The sequence below is a fragment of the Leclercia sp. UBA2479 genome (assembly GCF_002341985.1).
Taxonomy (GTDB): Bacteria; Pseudomonadota; Gammaproteobacteria; order Enterobacterales; family Enterobacteriaceae; genus Enterobacter; species Enterobacter pneumoniae.
This window is the reverse complement of record NZ_DDPB01000004.1, coordinates 250,942-272,234: the sequence shown is the minus strand read 5'-3', so window position 1 is coordinate 272,234 and position 21,293 is coordinate 250,942. Positions and strand designations below refer to the sequence as shown.

The window sequence follows — 21,293 nt, the reverse complement described above, 5'->3', positions numbered from 1 at the left end:
ATGTTGATGAATATTAGCGAGCTACAGAAACAGGTTGAAACACGGATAGCGAAAATCGGTTTTCCGGCTCATGCGATCGTCCTTCATACTTCACCTGTCGGGGATGGAACCCCATACATTTCGTTTGAAAACGGGCAGTATAATTATATCTTTTCAGAAAGAGGATTTGAGTTTTCGCGACAAGTGACAGCATCGTCAGATGAGCTTCTTTACTGGATAATCTATGATTTTGTACACGCCATAGCAGTAGACTATGAACTGGCACACCGAATTCCCGGCAAAGACAGCCGACGTATCTATTTCCCTAAGATCGTAGAACTTATGGGCAAAATAGATGAGAGTTGGGGTGTGAAAGCCCAGAGTCATCTTGATGAAATACTGATGAATAGCCCTTTTGAAGATAGCCTTTACCCTTAAACGTTAAAATGGCTATCGATAAAAAAACGTTGATCGTAGAGAAAATGGAACGTATGGCTACTCTATTAAAATTAGGTGGTTATGCCGAATGGTCAGTCAGTATTTTTAAACTGGCTGACCAATATGAGCGTGCACCTGATGATACCAAATACATTTTTCTAAATTTCTATGGTGGCATGGGATCTCTGAATGATCTCGTACTGTACAGAAACGGAAGTGTTTTGATGAGTGTAAACAATGAATTCGATCAGCTCAGACGCGAACTGTTTAACCTTCTTTCCTGAACAAAAATCTGCTTTCGCAGGTGGGAATTTCAAGAATGAAAAAGAGCGGTAGATCGTTTGTTAACCTTTTTTACCTGTGCTGCGCGATAGGTCTGGCCGTGTTTATCCTGACGCTCCTTGGCCGTTTAGTCGGTGCGGGATTAGTATGGAATGTGAAGGAGGATTTCCCCTTCTCTTTCAAAGATGTGTTGATATGTCTTGAGTTAACCTGGCTGGGGCTGCCTGCAGGTTTGATCATCTGGTTTTTTTATCACCGGTAAAAGACCTGGACAGGTTGCAATGTGAATCACCTCCCCTCCCTGCTGGCGGGAGATGAAACGAAACAATTATCTTGCTGAAATACAAAGGCAAGCTGATGAGATGATTTTACGAGCAGGCTTTCCAAAACATTCAGTGAATCTGTGTTCTGCTCCCTATGGCGACGGCACTCCCTATATTTCATTCGAAAAAGATTCATATAATTATATTTACTCAGAAAGAGGGTATGAGTTTTCCCGAAAAGTCACTCACTCTTTGAATACGCTGCTTTATTGGATAATGTCCGAATTCGCCTATCAGATTGCCTACCAATATGAGTTAGAGCACCGGATTAAAGGCAGGGATGGATGGCGCATCGCTTTTCCAAAATTTATTGAAATAATGGCGAATATGAACCCAGCCTGGGAGTCGGAAGCGCGAGTTGACATTCAAAAAATTCTGGCTGAAGCACCCTACGACGATAGCCTCTATACATAATTGAGGGCAACATCGCAGCGATGCTGACGCAGGGTAAAATTACAAAGCAAGTGGCCGAAGAGCAGGTGAAGGCCGAAAATGAACGCTATAAGTGCGAAAACTGTGGTGGGATGAGCGCCGAAGCCTGCGCGGTTAAAATGTATATTCACATTAACGATAACAGCATACCTTCTGGTATAAATCGTGCACAATTCAACAGATGGCGCCCTGATTACTGGAAGCAACGAGCTAACGACTTTAAATAGGTAACGATATGACTAATAGCCTGAATGATGTTATTGAAGAGTTAAAGCTAGTGTCCGGGAACGAGAGAAATAATATTCCTTTACCGGATGATGATCTTATTTCTAAATATGAAAGAGAGACAGGCTTTTCTTTTTCATCTGACTACAAGAAACTTCTTAAGGAAGTTGGCAATATCTATTATGGAACAATCGAGCTATTGTCTGTTACAGAAGACAAAAAATTCTATGGTGAGTTGTTAACAGCTATAAATGATGCAAAACAAGTTGGCGTACCTGAATCGTGGCTACCCATATGTGAAGATAACGGTAGTTATTATTGTTTAGACCAACAAGGTCGTGTCCAATACTGGAGTGGCGATGGTGATAGTGAAGAGCAGTGGCCTGATTTAGCCGCTTGGGTGAAAGATGTCTGGATCGATGGCAACTAAGGTAATCCAGGGTAAATATTTTACCAGGAAAACCCTGTAGCCATAAAAGATGATTTTTGGAGCGCCTGCAGAAAGGGTGCTCCAAAAACGCTAGGGTCTTAGTATATTGCCTCATACCCTGGACATTACCTGACAAAAGCCTATGGCGGAATGGGATGTCTACACGATCTCGTATTGTATAGAAACGGAAAGGGTTTGGTTGTTTCTTCAGGCCATAAGGCGGGCACCCTATTATGATAATTAACAATTGCCTGGAACTCGGTTAGCGGAATTTTTTTGCTATGAATTTGTGCTTTAACAAACAAGATATTATTGTTAAGAAATACACGCCAGAGGGGAGTTATAAAATGACAGTGGAATGGGCTAGTTTTATAGATATCCTTGGTAAAAGGGAAGATTCTGTTGAAGTTATTAACCTGTGTCAGGCTATTGGTGAATCCCCGGTTATATCAGCTGATGCTGACGAATATAACGATCCTGATGGGAAAACGAAGTACTATAAATTTTACCACTCTGGTATCGATATGGGGTTTCGGAAAGACTGCTTAAGTCATATTCATTTTTACTTTGGCAATGAAGATGGGCATTCACCTTTTACAGGCAATTTTATCCCGGGAATTAAAGGCGGGATGGACAGGACAGTCATTACAAAATTGCTCGGAAAACCCACTTTGTCTGGCGAAGGCAAAGTCGACATGCTCCTTGGCTGGCTCAATGGATGGTCAAAATACGTATATGGGAACCACTCAATACATCTTCAGTACACGGAGCATAATCACCTGTGCCACGCAACGTTGATGGAAAAATCATAATGGCATAATTTACAACGCTTTTTATCAAATTTTAGCCTGACTGGTATATGATGATTACGGGCATAAAAATTGCCTCATTTGAACTAATTTATCTGTCAGGAAAAATGATGCGTCAATCCCAGGATATTTATAATGACATTGGCTCGGTCTTAATAGCCGCAGCGCCCGATAGTGCCGCAAAAATCATTGCGCGCGCTGAGCTGTCGCCTGAAGGCGACCACTGCAAATGTGAGTTTGATTATGTGGACAGCTCCTCAGGTGAGACAAACTGGTTCACTGCTGGCGCACAAGCCAATGCAGCTTTGCTGGATCTCCTTGTTGAGCTGAGGAGATTTTTTGTGGAAAACGTCTCATCACATCGGCCCTCTTTCTGGCACGCCTGTGAAATAAAGGCCGATGTTAAAAAGCTCAACATCACTATTGATTTTAAATATTCTGATTAGCAGACACTACTCACCTACTACATGAAATCTCAGGATAAATAATTGAGCGAGTTAGACGAGCTGCACAACAGAATCGGTCAATTATTGGTTAATGCCGATCCTGCTGATGCGAAAAAAATCCTTGCTCGCCAGTTACCCTTTACGTCTCCTTTTAGTTAATCTGCGGCATTATTACACCCAGAATAATATGACCAATGGTTATGATGAGTAAACGTGCTCCCCTACCAATACAGGGGGGGCTAATTCCAGGACTATTCCGGCCTTTAAGATTATTCCCTATTTTATCCCCCAGTAAAAAAACTAACAATTCTACCGCCTTAATTTGCAGTGGAATATCTCCAGCCCGACGGGTGGGGAGATACGGCATTACACATAAAAAACGACAACAAGGATTACGGAAAATGAAAAAGCTATCTCTGGCGGTATTGGTTGCGGCGGGTCTGGCAAGTGGCGCGGCTCTGGCAGATAACCAAACCGTTTCTGTCGGTTATGCGCAGAGTAAAGTCGAAGACTTTAAAAATATCCGCGGCGTAAACGTTCAGTATCGCTATGAGTGGGACTCTCCGGTCAGCCTGATGGGCTCATTCACCTATATGAGCGGCGACGAAGATGAACATTATTATCTGTTCTCTGACTCCGTAAAAAACCATATTGAAGCGAAATATTACTCTCTGCTGGTTGGCCCGGCTTACCGTATTAACGACTACGTATCTCTGTATGCGCTGGGCGGCGTGGCGCGTGTGAAAGCCGACGGTCATACCACCTGGGTTAACGGCGGCGATAATTACACCCAGCGCGATAGCATCTCTGAAAAATCGACCTCCTTCGCTTACGGCGCGGGCGTGCAGTTTAACCCAACGCCGGAGTTGGCGATTGGCGTGGGCTACGAAGGCACCAATGCAGACCTGGGCGACGACTACGGCATCAACGGCTGGAACCTGACCGTAGGTTACCGCTTCTAATTCGGTTCCCCCGCCTGGGCGGTGAGATGGGCAATAAATTGCGTCAGCTTCGGCAGCGGGCGTAAATCTTGCCGCCACAGCAGGTGAACCGGCCTGGGTGCCGGAGTAAACGACTCCAGCACCCTGATCAACTTACCGTTATTAAGTTCCTCTTCCACCAGCACCTCTGGCTGTAGCAGTAGCCCGGCTCCGGCACACGCGGCCATCCGTAATCCATATCCGTCGTTACAGCGCAAAATGGCGTCACGCTTCCAGCGCACCTCCCCTTCCACACCCGGTAAGCGCCACTCGTTGCGGGCAGTCCACACCGTGTGCGACAGGCAGAGATGATCCACCAGATCGGCCGGGGTTTGCGGTGTGCCATGACGCGCCAGATAGTCCGGCGCGGCGCAAATCACCATCCGGTAGGCGCAGAGGTATCGCGCCACCAGATCCTGCTGATGGATCTCGCCGATGCGGATCGCCAGGTCAATCCCCTCCTCCACCAGATCGACCAGCCGGTTGGTCAGATCCAGCTCAACCCGTACCTCTGGCCACTTTTGCAGAAAAGTGGCCGCCAGCGGGGCAATAACGCAACCACCAAACGAGGTGGGCGCACTGACCCGCAGCGTGCCCGCCGGCGCGGTGCGCAGGCGCTCGACGGCGCTCTCGGCGATGCCCAGTTGTTCAATGACGCGTTTCGCCTCGTCGTAATAAACGCGTCCGGCGTCGGTGAGACTCTGGCGGCGTGTGTTTCGCTCCAGCAGACGTGTACCGAGACGCGCTTCTAGCTGGGCAATGTATTTGCCCACCATTACCGCCGACATCTCCAGCCGCGTTGCAGCGCCAATAAAACTGCCGCTCTCCACCACCGCGATGAAAGTCTCCATACCGCGAAGCTTATCCATATTGCAAACCTCTGGTTAGTAATCATCTAACTTTAACCCAGTTTATCCGACTTTTTATTTATTAAAGAATGGAGACACACAACAAGAGGAGTCGGCTATGAAAATCGTGATTATTGGTGCCAGCGGTACGGTGGGTCGTGCGGTAACAGAGGCGTTGAGCGATCGCCATGAGGTGATTCGCGTGGGGCGCACGCAGGGGGAGTATCAGGTGGATATCACTTCGCAGGAGAGCGTCCAGGCGCTGTTCGACACTATTGGTAAGGTGGATGCGATTGTCTCCGCCAGCGGTGGCGTGCACTTTGGTCCGCTCACCACCATGAAAGCGAGCGATTTCAATCAAGGCTTACAGGATAAGCTGCTCGGTCAGGTGCGCCTGGCGCTGACCGGCCAGCACTATCTGAATGAAGGGGGCTCCATTACGTTGATTAGCGGCATTATCGCCCACGAGCCTATTGCGCAGGGGGTGAATGCCACCACGGTTAATGCGGCGCTGGAGGGCTTTGTCCGCGCCGCCGCCTGCGAGCTGCCGCACGGTATTCGCATTAACCTGATTAGCCCTACGGTGCTCACTGAATCCGCAGAGGCCTATGACGGCTTCTTCCCGGGGTTTGAAAGCGTGCCCGCCGCGAAGGTGGCGCAAGCCTATCGCCGCAGCGTAGAGGGGGTGCAAAGCGGACGGATCTATCAGGTGGGGTATTAATGAAGTCAGTGCGGCCTGTTGCCCTCACCCCAGCCCTCTCCCACAGGGAGAGGGAGACGGGCGGTGCGGCCTGTTGCCCTCACCCCAACCCTCTCCCACAGGGAGAGGGGGACGGGCGGTGCGGCATGTTGCCCTCACCCCGGCCCTCTCCCACAGGGAGAGGGGGACAGACGGTGCGGCCTGTTGCCCTCACCCCGGCCCTCTCCCACAGGGAGAGGGAGACAGACGATGCGGCATGTTGCCCTCACCCCAGCCCTCTCCCTGTGGGAGAGGGAGACAGACGGTGCGGCCTGTTGCCCTCACCCCAACCCTCTCCAACAGGGAGAGGGAGACAGACGGTGCGGCCTGTTGCCCTCACCCCAGCCCTCTCCCACAGGGAGAGGGGGACAGGCTGCCCCCTAACCCTCTCCCATAGGGAGAGATGCACTTCAGCCCACGGTGCCCCAGACGAGGTTGCCCTTATGGAAGGTGGCGCTACGCGGTGAAATGCGCGCCACAGCTTCGGCGGAGCAGGAGGCATCCACCAGCACAAAGCTGGCCTCGTCCTGTGCTTTCGGCCATACCCGCTCGCCTTTATCATTCAGCGGCAGCACATTGCCAGTGGCGATAGCCAGTGCCCGGGAGAGCGTCTGCTCGTTGGGACGGATATAGAGCTGCGCGTAGAGGTTGGCTTTTTCCAGCATGTCCCCCAGGCCATACGGCGACCAGTGGTCAATCACGCTGTCGGTACCGGTCATAACAAACACGCCTTTATCCTGCAGCTGCTTCAGCGGCATATGCAGGGTACCGATGGGCACGGTAGAGGCAATGGTTATCTGCTGCGCTGCCATGCGCGTAGCAATAGCATCCACCTGTTTTTCATCCATCATCGCCAGCGCAAAGGCGTGGCTGATGGTCAGTTTGCCCTTCAGTTCCGGCGTTTTCTCTACGGTTTCTACCATGTAGTTCACCGCTGCAATGCCCGCAGGGCTGGTTTCATGCAGGTGAATATCCACCCCTTTGTCGTAATCGAGGGCTATCTGGAACATCAGATCGAGAGATTTTTCCATAGCGCCGTCCACGTTGGTGGGATCCAGCCCGCCCACGTAGTGCGCCCCGGCCTGCATCGCCTCTCGCATTAATGATTCCGATTTTGAAAACAATAAACCGTGCTGTGGGAAGGCCACGATCTCGCAATCAAACCCGGCACGTCGGCGCGCCAGGACCGCCTGCAGGTTTTCCAGATTCTTCAGGCCGGAGGTCGGTTCAATGTTGCAATGGCTGCGGGCGACGGTGGAGCCTTTTGACTGGAGCAGATCGATGAGCTTTTCCGCACGTTCTTGCGTGTAAGGCTGCAGTTCTGGCAACATTTTTTGTTCCAGTCGGATCATGTCCTGGATGGTGGTCCCCGCCGGGCGATTCAGCGAACGCTATGGGCCGCCATAGAAGGTCTTGTCCAGATGAATGTGCATGTCGCGCATCGCGGGCAGCAACAATTTTCCGCCCGCATCGTAGTGCGGCAGGGCTGCATCCGCATGGCTTTTGTTATCGCGCAGTGCGGCTATGTTGCCGTCTTTGATCTCCAGCGTTTTTAGCTCGGTACGGGTGCTGAGAGCCACGTTATTGTCAAACTGGAAGCCCGCTTCCAGAAGGACGTTATCCAGATAATAGTGGCTGGCGGTGATGTTCATGGGTTTGCCCGTCTCACAGGTGGGTGCGGCGGTATCGGCAGCATACGCGACGGAGCCGGTAGCCCCGAACAGGGCGCAGGCAGTGACCATTTTGCCGCTCTGGCTAATAAACTCACGGCGGCTTTTATTCTCATTCATTGTCTTTTTCCTTTTACTTACGCTTTCACGATGTGGGTACCGGTCTCGCCGCGCAGCGCCGCAGGCAGGGAATCCGGTGAGGTGATCACCACCCGTTTGCCACCCTGCTGCAGGAACGCCAGGCTGGCGACAATTTTGGGGAGCATACTGCCGGCCGGGAAATGGCCCTCTTCCATATAGCGCATCATCTGCGCCACGTTAACCCTCTCCAGCGCTTGCTGGTTGGGCTTGCCGAAATGTATGCAGACTTTCTCGACGCCGGTGGTAATCACCAGTACGTCGGCGTGGATCTCACGGGCCAGCAGCGCGGTGGAGAGATCTTTGTCGATCACCGCATCCACGCTCTGGTAATCCCCCTCCTCGGTGCGGATCACCGGGATACCGCCGCCGCCCGCGCCGATTACAACAAAGCCTTTTTGCGTCAGCGCCTTAATGGCATCGGCCTCCACAATGCGCACCGGCAGGGGTGACGCCACTACCCGGCGATAGCCGCGGCCAGCATCCTCGACAAAATGCCAGTCGGGGTGCGTCTGCTGCAGTTCATCACGCTGGGATTCACTGAAGAACGCGCCAATCGGTTTGCTGGGATGGGTAAAGCCAGGATCGTTTTTATCCACTTCTACCTGCGTAACGACGGTGACCGCTTTTTGCTCGCCGCGCGCCGCCAGGCGGTTGTTCAGCGCCTGCTGGATGAGGTAGCCGATACCGCCCTGGGTGTCTGCCACGCAGTTGGCCAGCGGGGTGAGGGGCAGCCCTTCCCGCTCGTGAGCAATTTCAGCGCGCCGGAGATCCAGCCCCACCTGCGGGCCGTTACCGTGGGTGAGGACGATGTCATAGTCGGAGGCCAGCATCTCCAGCACCGACTCCGCCACCGCTTTCACCGCCTGGGCCTGATGTTCCACCGACTGGCTGGCGTTATCTTTGATAATGCTGTTGCCGCCGATGGCGACAACCATGAGCTCTTTCATTTGTTTTCCTTCGCAACGGTGCGATATTTTCCCCTCACCCCTACCCTCTCCCCAAGGGGGCGAGGGAGTTCATGTCCCCTCTCCCTGTGGGAGAGGGTTAGGGTGAGGGCATCAGGCATTATCAGGACTCAGAAACCGGTGCCGCCGCGCTTGCCGCTTCCCGGCTATCCAGCACATGCTTCACCACGAACATACCGCCCATCATCAGGTAGGCCGTAACGAACAGCAGCGAACTGCCTTCGGCGAAGCCGACCACCGGCGCGTGGATCACCCCGAATAGTGCCAGTAGCGCCCCACCCGCCGCCGCAACGGCGCCGCGCAAAGGTTTGTTGATGATGGCGAAGATAGCGATACAGCCCCAGAGCATACTGGCGAGCGGCGCGCCGCTGCCCAGATGGACTAAACCTTCGTAATAGATCCCTTTGCTGTGCAGCACGTCGGTGCCAATTTTCGCTGCGTTCGTCCCCGCCGCCCCCATCACGCTGTTCATCATGGTCAGCGCCCAGTTGGCGATCCACGGGAACAGGCAGATGAAGATCACGGGCACCTCCACTTTCGGCGTCTCCCTCACCACCTGGTTAGCGGTGACCACGCCAATAAAGACCAGAATCGGCACGATTGCGGTCATCGGAATGATGGCGAGCATAAAGGCTCCGAGCCCGAACAGCGGCACGATGAACATGGTCACACCGGAGGCCAGGGTGTAGCCGATGCTGGCCCCCATCGCCTTCCAGCCCGCGTGGCCGACGTAGACCGTCACCGGGAAAGGGTTACCCATCAGACAGCCGAGCATCGACGCCAGGCCGTTGGCCAGCATCACTTTACGCGTCGGGTATTCATCTCCCGCCGCATGGGCGCTCTCGATGTTCTCCAGGTCAAAGATGTAGTTCGCCAGCCCCAGCGGCACGGCGGAGGCCAGATACGGCAGCGCGTGCGGCAGGCCCTGCATAAAGCCGTCGATATGGACGGACGGCGGGTTAAAGCCGAACGACGACATCGAGGCCCTGATCGCCTCCGGGCTTTGCAGGCCGGAGATCCACGCCAGCACCGTCCCGGCGATCAACAGCAGCAGGCCGGTCGGAATACGGGCAAAGATCGGCTTTTTGCCAAACCAGTTAATGAAGATCAGCAGTAGCACAATGAATGACACGGTCGGCGCTTCGAAGGCCTGCAGCATCGGGTTCATCGCCAGCAGCAGCAGACCCAGACCGGACAAGCACGATAGCAGCACGGTGCGCGGGATCATCCTGCGGATAGTCTCCCCGAGGAAGGAACCGCCCGCGAGGATCAGCGCCTCAACGAAGCACCACACCAGGCCAATCTGAATGGCGAAATCCGCGTCGCCGGTCTGCTGATAGACCGGCATCAGCACCAGAAAGGTCACGGTGAAGATCGACGGTGCGCTCGGGCCAGACGGTAGCGCGGTGACGTCGTTACGTCCGGTCTGCCGCGCCATCTGCAGGCCAAACCAGGTGTAGCAGACGCTCGCTACCAGTACCGCCAGCCCGAAGGCTGGCGCGATGCGTCCATAAACAATCTCCTTCGGGATGCCGACGACAAAAATGAGCAGCCCCATCATGGTCAGCAGATTGGTCAGGTTGTTGGTCATCAACCCGAAATATGCCGCCCAGTCACCTCTTTTCCACTCCAGTTTCATGCTTTTCATGGATGCTTACCTTATAGGATGTAGCGATCGCGGAAGGTCAACAGCGCCTTTTCAAAACAGCTAAACGGCGGGTGAACGATGCCCGCCCCAATCATGCCGATACCGGCGTCTTTGTGGGCAATGGCGGTGTTGATCACCGGCAGAATGCCGCTCCCCGCCACTTTGGTAATGTCGATGGCGGTCGGAATCCCCATAAACGACAGCAGCGGAATAGTGACGTTAGGGTTTTCCCCAAGGGTGATTTCGCGCATCTGGCGGGAGAAATCGATCGCCTCCTCCACCGTGCCGCCCACCAGCGCCACAATCGCCGGCGCCGTGGCCATGGCGAAGCCGCCGATGCCGTAGGTTTCGGTGATGGCGCTGTCGCCAATATCCAGTCCGGAATCTTCCGGCTTGTACCCGGCGAACATGGGGCCAATCACCTGCTGTGCCGGGCCGGTAAACCACTGCCCCGGCAGGCCGGAGATGCGCAGCCCGAACTCGTAGCCGTTACGCGCCATGGTGGTGACCACGGTGCTGTATTCAATACCGTGGGCGGCATCCATGGCGGCTTTACACATCGCCATCCACGTCGGGCCGGAGAAGTAGTCGCTGCTGGCGACAAACTCGAACACCTGCCGCTGCTGCTCAACCGGATAACCTGCCTGAATCAGCCCCGGCGTCAGGGCCTGAATCAGCAGCGTGGTGCCTGCGTTGTTGCGGTTGTGGCACTCGTCGCCCATATGCAGCGCCTGCGCCAGCATTAAGCGCAGGTCGATCTCACCGATAATGTTCATGGCATCGCGCAGCATCGGGCCGAGCACGTCGCGCATCCAGTTCAGGCGGTCGATCACGCTCTGGTCATTGGCCCCCATGCGCAGGATCTTCGCCATCTGCTCGCTGAGGTTGGTAAAGGCACGGTTGCCGTAGGTTTTGTTTTCCACAATGTGCATAAACATTGAGGCAGAGGTGACGCCCGCCATGGAGCCGACACAGTCGTGCTCATGGCACGGAGAGAAGGTGATGTCGCCGGAAGCCGCGACGCGCGCCGCGTCCTCAATATCTTTCGCCAGCCCCTCGAACACCAGCGCCCCGGTCACCGCCCCCTTCATCGCACCGCACATGTTTTCCCAGGTCACAGGCGGGCCCGCATGAAGAATGGTGGTGCGGGTCATCCCCGGCACCACATTGATGGCCTGGTCGTAGCCCACCAGCACCGGATGAGATTGAATGATGCGCTCAAGGGCCACTTTATTGGCGGCAGCGATCTTCTCGGCCAGCGGCTTATCCGCCAGCTGATCGAGCGCCTCCACCACCTGCATATTGCCCTGCCCCGGCGGCGTCCAGTCGAGCTGGGTCACGGGGATGTGCTGTTTTTTTAGATCGTCGCTGAACATCGCAATGCCAACGTTGATCACGTTCAGCGGCTGGTTGAATAAGGTGGTCATTATGCGTTCTCCCCTTTGCAGACAAATTCACGCGCCAGTAATCCGGTGTTGGTACTGCTGCTGGCCCAGATCACGCCCGCGTCCGTGAGTAACTGGCACTGCTGCGCCAGGGACTGCGGATCCTGATCGGTGCCCAGTACATAGCCCAGGATCGCCAGTGGGCGATGGTCGGCTTTGGCGATCGCCTGCGCCTCTTTGATGGCGTCGATCATCACGCCGACCGGATCCTCATGCGCCCCAAAGCCGAGGACGAAGTCCATCACGATCACCCCTACCTCCGGATCGCGCGCTTCCTGCAGCAGGCGACTGATACGGTTGGTGGGATCGATCATCGGGTGGGGTTTGCCGTTGGTGAAGTCGTCGTCACCAAAGTCGAGGAAGGTGTGTGCCTGGCTGACATTAATGTCGCGCAGGCGTTTTGTCGTATCCGGCTGAATGTTGCTGTAGACGTCGTCAAATTTCTCCAGCGCGGCGAACATCGCTTCATCACACAGGGTGCCGCCGCAGAACAGACCGCGAATGTATTTTTGCTGCGGCGTCAGGCGGGTGCGTACCTTTTCAATCAGCGGCCAGTTGAGCGGATGCAGATCCAGAGACTCTTTTTTAATACCCGTAAGCAGTACCGCTTTTAATGCCGCCTCTTTCGTGCCGCGGGCAAACTGCAGCCCATCTTCATCGGCCGGGGGATCGTTGCGCCCGAGGAAACAGACCACCACCGGCTTGCGGCAGGCGCGTGCGCGGGCCAGCACTTTTTCCGCCACCGCCGGGGCGGGCGGCTTGGAGATCAGCGCGATCGTCTGGGTACCCTCATCCGCCTCCAGCATGTCGATGGCATCGAGCATCATCAGGCCGCCAATTTTTTCGCTCAGATCGCGCCCGCCGGTGCCAATCAGCTGCGAGACGCCGCCGCCAAATTCGTGGATGCGCACGCTCAGCTCCTGGCTGCCGGTGCCGGAGGCGCCCACAATACCGATTGGCCCACGGCGTACCGCGTTGGCGAAGCAGAGCCCCGCGCCGTTGATGATGGCGGTGCCGCAGTCCGGCCCCATCATCAGCAGCCCTTTCTGGTGCGCCAGCTGCTTCAGCGCCAGCTCGTCGTCGAGCGACACATTGTCGGAAAAGAGCATTACGTTCAGGTCGTTTTCCAGGGCCTGGCGCGCTTCGCGGGCGGCAAAGGTGCCATTTACCGAGATCACGGCAAGGTTTGCTTCCGGACGGTGTTTTTTGGCGCTGGTTAGCGTCGCATAGCGCGCTTCGTGAGCGCCCGCGCTCTCTTTACGGACGAAGAGGGCTTCGATGGCGGCCAGGGTGTCGTCGTTGGCGGCATCGCCTTTAATGACAATCATCAGATCGCCGTTTTTGGCCGCCTCTAATTCCGGGGTCAGTAAGCCGAGATTGCGTAATACCCCTTTATTCATTTCAGTCGCCATGGCGACAAAGGCCTGCTCTACGCCCGGTAATTTATTGGCTTTTGTTGAAACCGACATCAACGAGACAGAGTCGAAATAACTGTTCTTTTTCACAACGATTTTGGTTGGCATGATTTCCTCCCGAATTCGGGCAAAAGGGTGGCCGCCATCCTGCCATTTGGCATGATGGTAAAAAGGGTTCTGTTATTTCAGGCCAGCCGGACAGCTGGCCGCGCTGAATTACGCGCCTGCGGCGATCAGCAGTTCGGCGATTTCGTTAAAGCCTTTTTCGCGCGCCAGTTCGAGCGGAGACTTACCGTATTTATCGGTCATGTGAGGGTTCGCGCCATGATCAAGCAGGAGTTTGACGATCTCTTGCTGTTTCGCCCCGCCATCGTTAAGCACGATGGCTTCCAGCAACGGCGTCCAGCCCACGAAATTAGTATGGTTAACGTTGATATCCGTTTTCGCCAGCAGATCGCGCACAATCTCTACATGCCCTTTTTCGCTGGCCGGCGTAATGCCCACGCCGCCAAAGCGGGTGAGGCGATCCAGATCCGGGTTTGCGGGCAGTACGATTCGCAGCAGGGTTAAATCGTTAGTCAGGCAGCTAATTAAAAAGGGGTTGAAGCAGGTGTGATCCTGCTGGTCGATATTCGCACCGGCAGCAATTAAGAGTTCAACGCAGGGATAATGCTTATTCAGACTGGCAATGATAATGGCGGTGCGTTTTTGACGGTTAGTGGCATTGATATCTACCCCTTTCGCCAGACAGGCTTTAAGCCCCTCGGTATCACCTTGTTCAGCGGCAACGAGAAATTCCGTGACGAGTTCATTCGCAGACATATTCACACTCCTGGTTTTCCTTTCTGATGCGTTGAGAATAGCAACAGCGATCCCGGAAAAGAATCCGCTTAAAAAGCATTCATCGTAAGGAGAGTGATTATTAAATAGCGTTCAACAATCCGGTGATAATGTGCGTCTGTGCAATCTTTTTCTTATGTTTCCTGCCCTTTTCTGCCTTAAAACAGCATTCTGCTTATATCTCTTCAGCCCTTGCACTGCGGGGCTCGCAACAAATTCGCAGAAGTGTGATTTGCTTCAAATGAGTTGTAAGCGCAGTGTTAAATATTGTTCAAAACTGGTTGCCGCTGACGCGGTTTATAAATAGATTCAACCGATGCAAAAAGCCCGAAAGGTGAGCGATGAATTCTATTTTTACCGAAGAGAACTTACTGGCATTTACTACTGCCGCCCGTTTTAGCAGCTTCAGTAAGGCGGCAGATGAGCTGGGGGTGACGACATCTGCTATTAGCTATACCATCAAGCGAATGGAGACCGGGCTGGATGTGGTGCTGTTTGTGCGCAACACCCGCAGTATTGAACTGACGGAGTCGGGCTTCTATTTCTACCGCAAAGCTACCGATCTGCTAAATGACTTTCACGCCATCAAGCGCAGCATCGACACTATCTCGCAGGGCATTGAAGCCCGGGTGCGGATCTGCATTAATCAGCTGCTATATACCCCACGGCACACGGCTCGCCTTCTCCAGGTCTTGAAAAAGCAATTCCCCACGACGCAGATTACGGTCACGACTGAAGTCTACAACGGCGTCTGGGATTCGATTATTAATAATCAGGCCAATATCGCCATCGGCGCGCCGGACACCCTGCTCGACGGCGGTGGCATTGATTACACCGAAATCGGCGCGATTCGCTGGGTCTTTGCCATCGCCCCCACGCATCCGCTGGCCTTTGCCCCCGAGCCGCTTGCCGAAAGTCAGCTACGGCTCTATCCCAACATCATGGTGGAAGACACCGCCCATACCATCAACAAAAAAGTCGGCTGGCTGCTCCACGGGCAGGAAGCCATTCTGGTTCCCGATTTCAATACCAAGTGCCAGTGTCAGATTTTGGGTGAGGGGATTGGGTTTTTACCGGAATACATGGCGCGCGAAGCGGTAGGAGATGGCCTGTTGGTGACGCGGAAGATTAATAATCCGCGCCAGGACTCACGCATGCTGCTGGCCACGCAGCATGCGGCCACCGGCCAGGTGACCCGCTGGATTAAAGAGCAGTTTAAGCCCCAGGGGGTACTGACCGGGATTTATAACGATTTACTGTGGCGGGACTAGCTGCGGCTCTGCACCCAGAAGGCGTGAATCAGGCCCGGGATGTAACCCAGCAGCGTCAGCACGATGTTGATGATAAATGCCCAGCCGAAACCTTTGCCAAGCAGCACGCCCAGCGGCGGTAACAGAATGGTGATAACAATACGCCAGAAACCCATAATTTCTCCATGCAAGCAATCAGGTCATTGTAAAAAAAGAGATTTATCTCTAAGCGTAGCGAGTTTACTGCGCCTCGCCATTTTTGACGCCCGCTTTTACCCTCCTTTACCCTCTTTACACTGACTGAGGCTGGCGATTTAAAGCCAGATCAAAGGTTAGACTGTACCCCTGACGGCGGCTGGGCTAATGTTAGGGTCACGATAACAATGAGGAGGTAAGTATGTTTTCTGTCGGCGATCTTGTGCAACCGCGTATGGGCGGTCCAAAACTGAAAGTCTTAGAAGTGAATGAAGATCAGGTGGTTGTGGTGCAAGCCAGTAACGAAGCGGGCGAGCGCTTTACCGTAAAAGCGGCAGACCTGACGCCGTATCAGGAAGAAGGGGATTTCGGCGTCTGCTAAGCAGACGCTACCGGGCGGTGAGTGCCGCCCGGTGCGCACGAATTAGATCAGAAAATCATCCAGCGATTTACCGTTCGCCAGTGCGACGGAAATAGGCTTAGGCGTACGTCCCTGGCCGGTCCAGGTTTTTTCCTGACCATCGGCATCAGTAAAACGGTATTTAGGCGCACGGACTTTACGTTTTTTCGGCTGTGCTGCGCCAATAGCGGCTTCAGAGCCCAGCAGATCTTCGGCGGAAATACCGTCTGCTTTCATACGCTCCAGCAAAGCAGCTATTTTTTGCTGCTGTTCAGCACGCTGCTGCTCAGCTTCAAGCTGCTCAGCACGCTTCTCTTCGATAACAATACGCAGCTTTTCCTGCATGTCTTCCAGTACCTCGAGAGAGAAATCACGAGCCATCGCGCGCAGCGTACGGATATTATTCAAATTCTGTAACAACGAAGTCATATAATATGAAGACCTTTTCTAATCGTTTAAATATCATTTACCGTCCGATAGTAATCTATTTGCTTTTGAACATCCAGATTATAGCGCACGAAATTATAATTAATGCCGCCTACCCTGCCGATAATAAAATATAGGCAGGGTATTTCGCCACCATTAGTCCTTTATTAGTCGACCTGGTTTATATCTTATTTATTAATGTTAAATATAGTAAACCGTACGCCAGGGAATATCTATTCAGATTATCTGCATAAAATACATTTCTTACAGGCAGCATATCCTACTTATTATTCCACTTATCAGAAACAATCCACGCAGACGCCCCCCTCCTGCATACCAGAAAAGCGTATCCCGTTTAATGGGGCCTACGCCAATTGTCAGCCCGCAGCAAGCCAGAGCTTATCTTATTGTTTTAAAACAATAAAACTAGCAGCAGGAGACAAAATAACGACCAGGTTCAAAAATCGCCAATTTTAGAGAATTTTGTTGCCAAAAGCGTAACAAATAAAAATTAATCACTAATTGTGAGTTAACAGGCAGAGATATAATCTATACGCGAAAAATAATGCAACTTAAAGCACCGTGCAACATTGCTTTGACGTCTTCTTAGCCCTCTTTCCAAGGAGTTCTGATATGTTCTCTCGACAGTCTCGCCTGCGCCATGCGGTAGCAGACACCTTTGCGATGGTTGTCTACTGTTCGGTTGTGAACATGCTGATCGAGATCTTTCTCTCCGGGATGAGCTTTGAACAGTCGCTTTCTTCCAGGCTGGTGGCGGTGCCGGTCAATATACTTATTGCATGGCCTTACGGTTTTTACCGCGATGCCATTATGCGCTATGCGCGCCGCGTAAGCCCAACGGGCTGGATGAAAAATCTGGCAGATGTGCTGGCCTATGTGACCTTTCAGTCGCCGGTGTATGTCGCTATTTTGCTCACGGTGGGCGCTGACTGGCACCAGATTGCTGCCGCCGTCAGTTCAAATATTGTGGTTTCAATGCTGATGGGTGCGGCTTACGGTTATTTTCTCGATTATTGCCGCCGCCTGTTCCGGGTCAGCCCGTATAGCCCGGTAAAAGCGCAGGATGCAGCGACTGGCTGATGCCAGTCGCGATTTTATTGCGGTTCGCCAAACAGACCTGTCAGAAAACGTTCCAGCGCCATCCGGGAGCTGAACCCGTGCGGAATACCATAATGTTCATGCCTTTCCCCGCCTAAATAGAGGGGAAATTGCTGATACTGATCGCAGGTTTTTATCTCAGAGGCAGGTTCCGCATAAGACAAACTTTTGTCTTTAAGCGTTGGATGGATGATCAGCGCCGTGCGTCCCATACGCGCTTCCCGGTTTACATAGACATAATTTTCACCACGGCGATAGCCGTATGCTTTTTGCGTTACCGCATCCATAGTAAATCCGGCTTTTTCAAGAACGCGCGCAACCTCATCAGGTCGTAAATACATATTTAATCCTCGTTATCTTTTCCTGCCCGGCAACCTTACCGTAATCAGCAATAGCAGTGCTTTCAGAAAATTCCATAAACGGCCAATTATGCCGTGACAGACTTCAGATATTAAAAACCTGGACTAAACTCTTTAATACCGCAAATTCAAGGGAGGAATGTATGTTTAACAGATCAAACCGAAATGATGTGGATGACGGCGTTCAGGATATTCATAACGATGTCAGCAAATTAGCCGACACGCTGGAAGATGTTCTGAAGTCCTGGGGATCAGATGCGAAAGATGACGCAGATGTCGCCAGACGCAAAGCGAAAGCGTTACTGCGTGAAACCCGCGCCCGTATGCAGGGTCGCTCCCGGACCCAGCAAGCAGCGTGTGATGCGATGGGGTGTGCAACCACCTTTATCCGCGAAAAACCGCTGTGTGCCGTCGGTACCGTGGCAGCTGTCGGGATCTTCGTCGGTGCGCTGCTGAGCCTGCGTAAATAGTCACGGATCCGGGCTATTACTCTGCCCCTGCTAACCTCCGTTAGCGGGGGTTTTCTTTTTTTGGCTGAAAAGCCGCTATAACACCCCGTCCCCCGCTGTGCTCATCAACAGAGGCGCATCAATCTAATTTTCCCATATCTTGTATGGTTGAAACTTTAGATAACTACATCTAGTATTCCTTTAAGCAACACAGACACTACTGCTCGCGATTTTTCGCGGCGTCCTGCTATTCTAAATGGAAATACGAATCATGAGCATTACTATTTACACTCGTAACAACTGTGTGCAGTGCCTCGCAACGAAGCGTGCGATGGAAAACCGCGGCGTGTCCTTCGAGATGGTGAATGTTGATCAGGTTCCGGACGCCGCCGAGACACTCCGCGCGCGCGGTTTTCGCCAGCTACCTGTGGTGATCGCCGGCGAGACCAGCTGGTCTGGCTTCCGCCCGGACATGATTAACCGTCTTCAGGCGCAGGCCGCCAGCGCATGAGCCTGCTTGTCTACTTCTCCAGCAGCTCGGAAAACACGCACCGCTTTATCACGCGTGTCGGGCTGCCGGCAATCCGTATCCCCCTCAACGAGCGGGAGCGCATTCAGGTAGACGAACCCTACATTCTGGTGGTGCCGAGCTATGGCGGCGGCGGCACCGCGGGGGCTGTTCCCCGTCAGGCGATCCGCTTTCTTAACGATCCGCATAACCGGGCGCTGATCCGCGGGGTTATCGCGGCGGGCAATCGCAATTTTGGCGAGGCCTACTGTCGCGCCGGGGATGTTATCTCTCAAAAATGCGGCGTGCCGTATCTCTATCGCTTTGAACTGATGGGGACACAGCAGGACGTAGAGAATGTGCGTAAAGGAGTAAACGAATTTTGGCAACGACAACCGCAGAACGCGTAAACCAGGGAACGACCGACTACCACGCCCTGAATGCGATGCTTAACCTCTACGATCGTGAGGGGCGTATTCAGTTTGAGAAAGACCACCAGGCGGTGGACGCCTTTTTCACGCACCATGTGATCCCTAATAGCATGACCTTCGCCAGCGTAACGGCCCGACTCGACTACCTGGTGAGTGAAGGCTATTACGAAGAGCGCGTGCTGGCCCGCTACGATCCCCGCTTTCTGGTTTCGCTTTTCGAGCACGCTCACGCCAGCGGTTTTCGTTTCAAGACGTTCCTTGGCGCCTGGAAGTTTTACACCAGTTACACCCTGAAGACCTTCGATGGGAAACGCTATCTTGAGCGCTTTGAAGATCGGGTCGTGATGGTGGCGTTAACCCTTGCACAGGGGAATGAGACGCTGGCGCAACAACTCACTGAAGAGATGTTGTCCGGCCGCTTTCAGCCGGCGACGCCCACGTTCCTGAACTGCGGAAAAGCGCAGCGTGGTGAGCTGGTCTCCTGCTTCCTGCTGCGTATTGAAGACAATATGGAGTCGATTGGCCGGGCCGTGAACTCCGCGTTACAGCTCTCTAAGCGCGGCGGCGGGGTCGCGTTTCTCCTCTCAAATCTGCGGGAATCGGGCGCACCTATCAAGCGCATTGAGAATCAGTCGTCCGGCGTTATTCCGGTCATGAAAATGCTGGAGGATGCGTTCTCTTATGCCAACCAGTTGGGCGCCCGCCAGGGAGCGGGGGCGGTCTATCTGCATGCGCACCATCCGGATATTTTGCGCTTCCTGGATACCAAACGTGAAAATGCCGATGAAAAGATCCGTATCAAAACCCTCTCGCTGGGTGTGGTGATCCCGGATATCACCTTTAAACTTGCGAAAGAGAACGCGCAGATGGCCCTCTTTTCGCCTTACGATATCGAGCGCTTGTACGGCAAACCCTTTGGCGACGTGGCGATAAGCGAACTGTATGACGAGCTAATTGCTGACGATCGCATTCGCAAAAAATACATTAATGCCCGTGATTTCTTCCAGACGCTGGCCGAGATTCAGTTTGAGTCCGGTTATCCGTACATCATGTATGAAGACACGGTAAACCGCGCCAGCCCCATCGCCGGCCGCATTAATATGAGCAACCTGTGCTCCGAGATTTTGCAGGTTAACAGCGCCTCGACCTACGATGAAAATCTTGATTACGCCGATATCGGCAAGGATATCTCCTGTAATCTCGGGTCGCTGAACATTGCCCATACCATGGACTCCCCCGATTTTGGCCGCACGGTTGAGACTGCCGTGCGCGGCCTGACGGCGGTATCGGACATGAGCCATATCCGCAGCGTGCCGTCCATTGAGGCGGGCAATGCCGCCTCGCATGCCATTGGGCTTGGGCAGATGAATTTGCACGGCTATCTGGCGCGCGAAGGTATCGCCTACGGCAGCCCGGAGGGGCTGGATTTTACCAACCTCTATTTCTACACCATCACCTGGCACGCGCTGAACACCTCAATGATGCTGGCGCGCGAACGGGGTCAACGCTTTGCCGGGTTTGAGCAGTCACGCTACGCCAGCGGGGAATATTTCAGCCAGTATCTGGAAGGTGACTGGCAGCCGAAGACCGCCAAAGTGCGCGATCTGTTTGCTCGCGCCGGGATTGTGTTGCCGACCCGCGCAATGTGGCAGCAGCTGCGTAATGACGTGATGGAGTATGGGATCTATAACCAGAACCTGCAGGCCGTGCCGCCTACCGGCTCGATCTCCTATATCAACCACGCGACCTCCAGCATCCATCCGATTGTGTCGAAGGTGGAGATTCGCAAAGAGGGCAAAACCGGCCGCGTATACTACCCTGCCCCCTTTATGACCAATGACAACCTGGCGCTGTATCAGGACGCGTATGAAATCGGCCCGGAAAAGATCATCGATACTTACGCCGAGGCGACCAGGCATGTGGATCAGGGGCTCTCGTTAACGCTCTTTTTCCCGGATAGCGCCACCACGCGCGATATCAATAGAGCGCAAATCTATGCCTGGAAGAAAGGGATCAAGACGCTGTACTACATTCGCCTGCGCCAGCTTGCGCTGGAAGGTACCGAAATTGAAGGTTGCGTGTCCTGCGCGCTGTAAGGAGA

At 53.6% G+C, this 21,293-nt stretch carries 26 protein-coding genes and 1 pseudogene; 17 read left to right on the top strand and 10 right to left on the bottom strand.

Annotated features, from left to right (window positions below; all coding sequences use genetic code 11):
• The 9 genes from B3B59_RS04485 to B3B59_RS04450 all read left to right on the top strand — a co-directional run bounded on the left by B3B59_RS04485 (position 1) and on the right by B3B59_RS04450 (position 4,326).
• On the top strand, positions 1-417 hold the full coding sequence (locus B3B59_RS04485; protein ID WP_212476323.1) for an Imm63 family immunity protein: 417 nt from the start codon (positions 1-3) through the stop codon (positions 415-417).
• Positions 418-425: 8 nt separating this feature from the next.
• The gene (locus B3B59_RS04480; RefSeq protein WP_286808183.1) at positions 426-701 is read left to right on the top strand and encodes a DUF6966 domain-containing protein; all 276 of its coding nucleotides are present in this window, start codon (positions 426-428) and stop codon (positions 699-701) included.
• Positions 702-1,013: 312 nt separating this feature from the next.
• Positions 1,014-1,436 (top strand): Imm63 family immunity protein, encoded by a 423-nt coding sequence (locus tag B3B59_RS04475; RefSeq protein WP_212476327.1) that lies wholly within the window; start codon positions 1,014-1,016, stop codon positions 1,434-1,436.
• Positions 1,437-1,456: 20 nt separating this feature from the next.
• On the top strand, positions 1,457-1,681 hold the full coding sequence (locus B3B59_RS20415) for an HNH/ENDO VII family nuclease (protein WP_349676939.1): 225 nt from the start codon (positions 1,457-1,459) through the stop codon (positions 1,679-1,681).
• Positions 1,682-1,689: 8 nt separating this feature from the next.
• Positions 1,690-2,109 carry an SMI1/KNR4 family protein gene (locus B3B59_RS04465; RefSeq protein ID WP_286808182.1) on the top strand — a complete coding sequence of 140 codons (420 nt, stop codon included), beginning with the start codon at positions 1,690-1,692 and terminating at the stop codon, positions 2,107-2,109.
• Between the two features lie 105 nt (positions 2,110-2,214).
• Positions 2,215-2,346 (top strand): DUF6966 domain-containing protein, encoded by a 132-nt coding sequence (locus B3B59_RS20465; protein WP_414671902.1) that lies wholly within the window; start codon positions 2,215-2,217, stop codon positions 2,344-2,346.
• A 110-nt stretch (positions 2,347-2,456) separates the two neighbouring features.
• A complete protein-coding gene (locus tag B3B59_RS04460) occupies positions 2,457-2,921 on the top strand; it encodes a hypothetical protein (protein WP_286808180.1) in 465 nt (154 codons plus the stop codon).
• Positions 2,922-2,968: 47 nt separating this feature from the next.
• Entirely contained in the window at positions 2,969-3,364 is a 396-nt protein-coding gene (locus B3B59_RS04455; protein ID WP_286808178.1) for a hypothetical protein, read from the top strand.
• A 401-nt stretch (positions 3,365-3,765) separates the two neighbouring features.
• The gene (locus B3B59_RS04450) at positions 3,766-4,326 is read left to right on the top strand and encodes an Ail/Lom family outer membrane beta-barrel protein (protein ID WP_040074328.1); all 561 of its coding nucleotides are present in this window, start codon (positions 3,766-3,768) and stop codon (positions 4,324-4,326) included.
• Here the strand turns inward: B3B59_RS04450 and B3B59_RS04445 are convergent.
• Positions 4,323-5,213, bottom strand: coding sequence for a LysR family transcriptional regulator (locus B3B59_RS04445; protein WP_286808176.1), 891 nt, complete (start codon positions 5,211-5,213; stop codon positions 4,323-4,325). The two genes, B3B59_RS04450 and B3B59_RS04445, sit on opposite strands and share 4 nt — an antisense overlap.
• 97 nt (positions 5,214-5,310) lie before the next feature.
• Between B3B59_RS04445 and B3B59_RS04440 the strand changes: the two genes are divergently transcribed.
• Positions 5,311-5,913 (top strand): short chain dehydrogenase, encoded by a 603-nt coding sequence (locus B3B59_RS04440; protein ID WP_286808175.1) that lies wholly within the window; start codon positions 5,311-5,313, stop codon positions 5,911-5,913.
• A 428-nt stretch (positions 5,914-6,341) separates the two neighbouring features.
• On the opposite strand, the pseudogene B3B59_RS04435 reads toward B3B59_RS04440, so the two are convergent.
• From B3B59_RS04435 to B3B59_RS04410, 6 genes and pseudogenes are all read right to left on the bottom strand, one after another.
• Positions 6,342-7,721 (bottom strand): annotated as a pseudogene (locus B3B59_RS04435) (amidohydrolase family protein).
• Between the two features lie 17 nt (positions 7,722-7,738).
• Positions 7,739-8,689, bottom strand: a complete 951-nt coding sequence (locus tag B3B59_RS04430) for a carbamate kinase family protein (protein ID WP_286808174.1) — start codon at positions 8,687-8,689, stop codon at positions 7,739-7,741.
• Positions 8,690-8,810: 121 nt separating this feature from the next.
• Positions 8,811-10,355: a hypothetical protein gene (locus tag B3B59_RS04425; protein ID WP_046886104.1), complete on the bottom strand. Its 1,545-nt coding sequence runs from the start codon at positions 10,353-10,355 to the stop codon at positions 8,811-8,813.
• 11 nt (positions 10,356-10,366) lie between these two features.
• Positions 10,367-11,782, bottom strand: a complete 1,416-nt coding sequence (locus B3B59_RS04420; protein ID WP_286808173.1) for a DUF1116 domain-containing protein — start codon at positions 11,780-11,782, stop codon at positions 10,367-10,369.
• Positions 11,782-13,323 carry an acyl-CoA synthetase FdrA gene (gene fdrA / locus B3B59_RS04415; protein ID WP_286808172.1) on the bottom strand — a complete coding sequence of 514 codons (1,542 nt, stop codon included), beginning with the start codon at positions 13,321-13,323 and terminating at the stop codon, positions 11,782-11,784. The genes B3B59_RS04420 and fdrA overlap by 1 nt, the downstream gene beginning before the upstream one ends.
• Positions 13,324-13,431: 108 nt before the next feature.
• A complete protein-coding gene (locus tag B3B59_RS04410; RefSeq protein WP_286808170.1) occupies positions 13,432-14,037 on the bottom strand; it encodes an ankyrin repeat domain-containing protein in 606 nt (201 codons plus the stop codon).
• 359 nt (positions 14,038-14,396) lie between these two features.
• Here B3B59_RS04410 and B3B59_RS04405 point away from each other — a divergent pair, with 359 nt between their 5' ends.
• The gene (locus B3B59_RS04405; protein WP_207292272.1) at positions 14,397-15,326 is read left to right on the top strand and encodes a LysR substrate-binding domain-containing protein; all 930 of its coding nucleotides are present in this window, start codon (positions 14,397-14,399) and stop codon (positions 15,324-15,326) included.
• Here the strand turns inward: B3B59_RS04405 and B3B59_RS04400 are convergent.
• Positions 15,323-15,481, bottom strand: coding sequence for a YqaE/Pmp3 family membrane protein (locus tag B3B59_RS04400; RefSeq protein ID WP_040074316.1), 159 nt, complete (start codon positions 15,479-15,481; stop codon positions 15,323-15,325). The two genes, B3B59_RS04405 and B3B59_RS04400, sit on opposite strands and share 4 nt — an antisense overlap.
• 221 nt (positions 15,482-15,702) lie before the next feature.
• Between B3B59_RS04400 and B3B59_RS04395 the strand changes: the two genes are divergently transcribed.
• Positions 15,703-15,882: a hypothetical protein gene (locus B3B59_RS04395; RefSeq protein ID WP_040074315.1), complete on the top strand. Its 180-nt coding sequence runs from the start codon at positions 15,703-15,705 to the stop codon at positions 15,880-15,882.
• Positions 15,883-15,924: 42 nt separating this feature from the next.
• Here the strand turns inward: B3B59_RS04395 and stpA are convergent, their stop codons facing one another.
• On the bottom strand, positions 15,925-16,329 hold the full coding sequence (gene stpA / locus B3B59_RS04390; RefSeq protein WP_046886109.1) for a DNA-binding protein StpA: 405 nt from the start codon (positions 16,327-16,329) through the stop codon (positions 15,925-15,927).
• Between the two features lie 630 nt (positions 16,330-16,959).
• Here stpA and alaE point away from each other — a divergent pair.
• The gene (alaE, locus tag B3B59_RS04385) at positions 16,960-17,427 is read left to right on the top strand and encodes an L-alanine exporter AlaE (protein ID WP_046886110.1); all 468 of its coding nucleotides are present in this window, start codon (positions 16,960-16,962) and stop codon (positions 17,425-17,427) included.
• Between the two features lie 14 nt (positions 17,428-17,441).
• Here alaE and B3B59_RS04380 read toward each other — a convergent pair whose 3' ends face one another.
• A complete protein-coding gene (locus B3B59_RS04380; protein ID WP_040074312.1) occupies positions 17,442-17,786 on the bottom strand; it encodes a DUF2002 family protein in 345 nt (114 codons plus the stop codon).
• 161 nt (positions 17,787-17,947) lie between these two features.
• Here B3B59_RS04380 and B3B59_RS04375 point away from each other — a divergent pair, with 161 nt between their 5' ends.
• The 4 genes from B3B59_RS04375 to nrdE all read left to right on the top strand — a co-directional run bounded on the left by B3B59_RS04375 (position 17,948) and on the right by nrdE (position 21,288).
• Positions 17,948-18,274: a DUF883 domain-containing protein gene (locus tag B3B59_RS04375; protein ID WP_040074311.1), complete on the top strand. Its 327-nt coding sequence runs from the start codon at positions 17,948-17,950 to the stop codon at positions 18,272-18,274.
• 235 nt (positions 18,275-18,509) lie between these two features.
• Complete coding sequence (nrdH, locus tag B3B59_RS04370) at positions 18,510-18,764, top strand: glutaredoxin-like protein NrdH (RefSeq protein ID WP_072039482.1); 255 nt, start codon at positions 18,510-18,512, stop codon at positions 18,762-18,764.
• Positions 18,761-19,171, top strand: coding sequence for a class Ib ribonucleoside-diphosphate reductase assembly flavoprotein NrdI (gene nrdI, locus B3B59_RS04365; protein ID WP_040074309.1), 411 nt, complete (start codon positions 18,761-18,763; stop codon positions 19,169-19,171). The genes nrdH and nrdI overlap by 4 nt, the downstream gene beginning before the upstream one ends.
• Positions 19,144-21,288 (top strand): class 1b ribonucleoside-diphosphate reductase subunit alpha, encoded by a 2,145-nt coding sequence (gene nrdE, locus B3B59_RS04360; RefSeq protein WP_286808167.1) that lies wholly within the window; start codon positions 19,144-19,146, stop codon positions 21,286-21,288. The genes nrdI and nrdE overlap by 28 nt, the downstream gene beginning before the upstream one ends.
• Positions 21,289-21,293 lie beyond the last annotated feature (5 nt).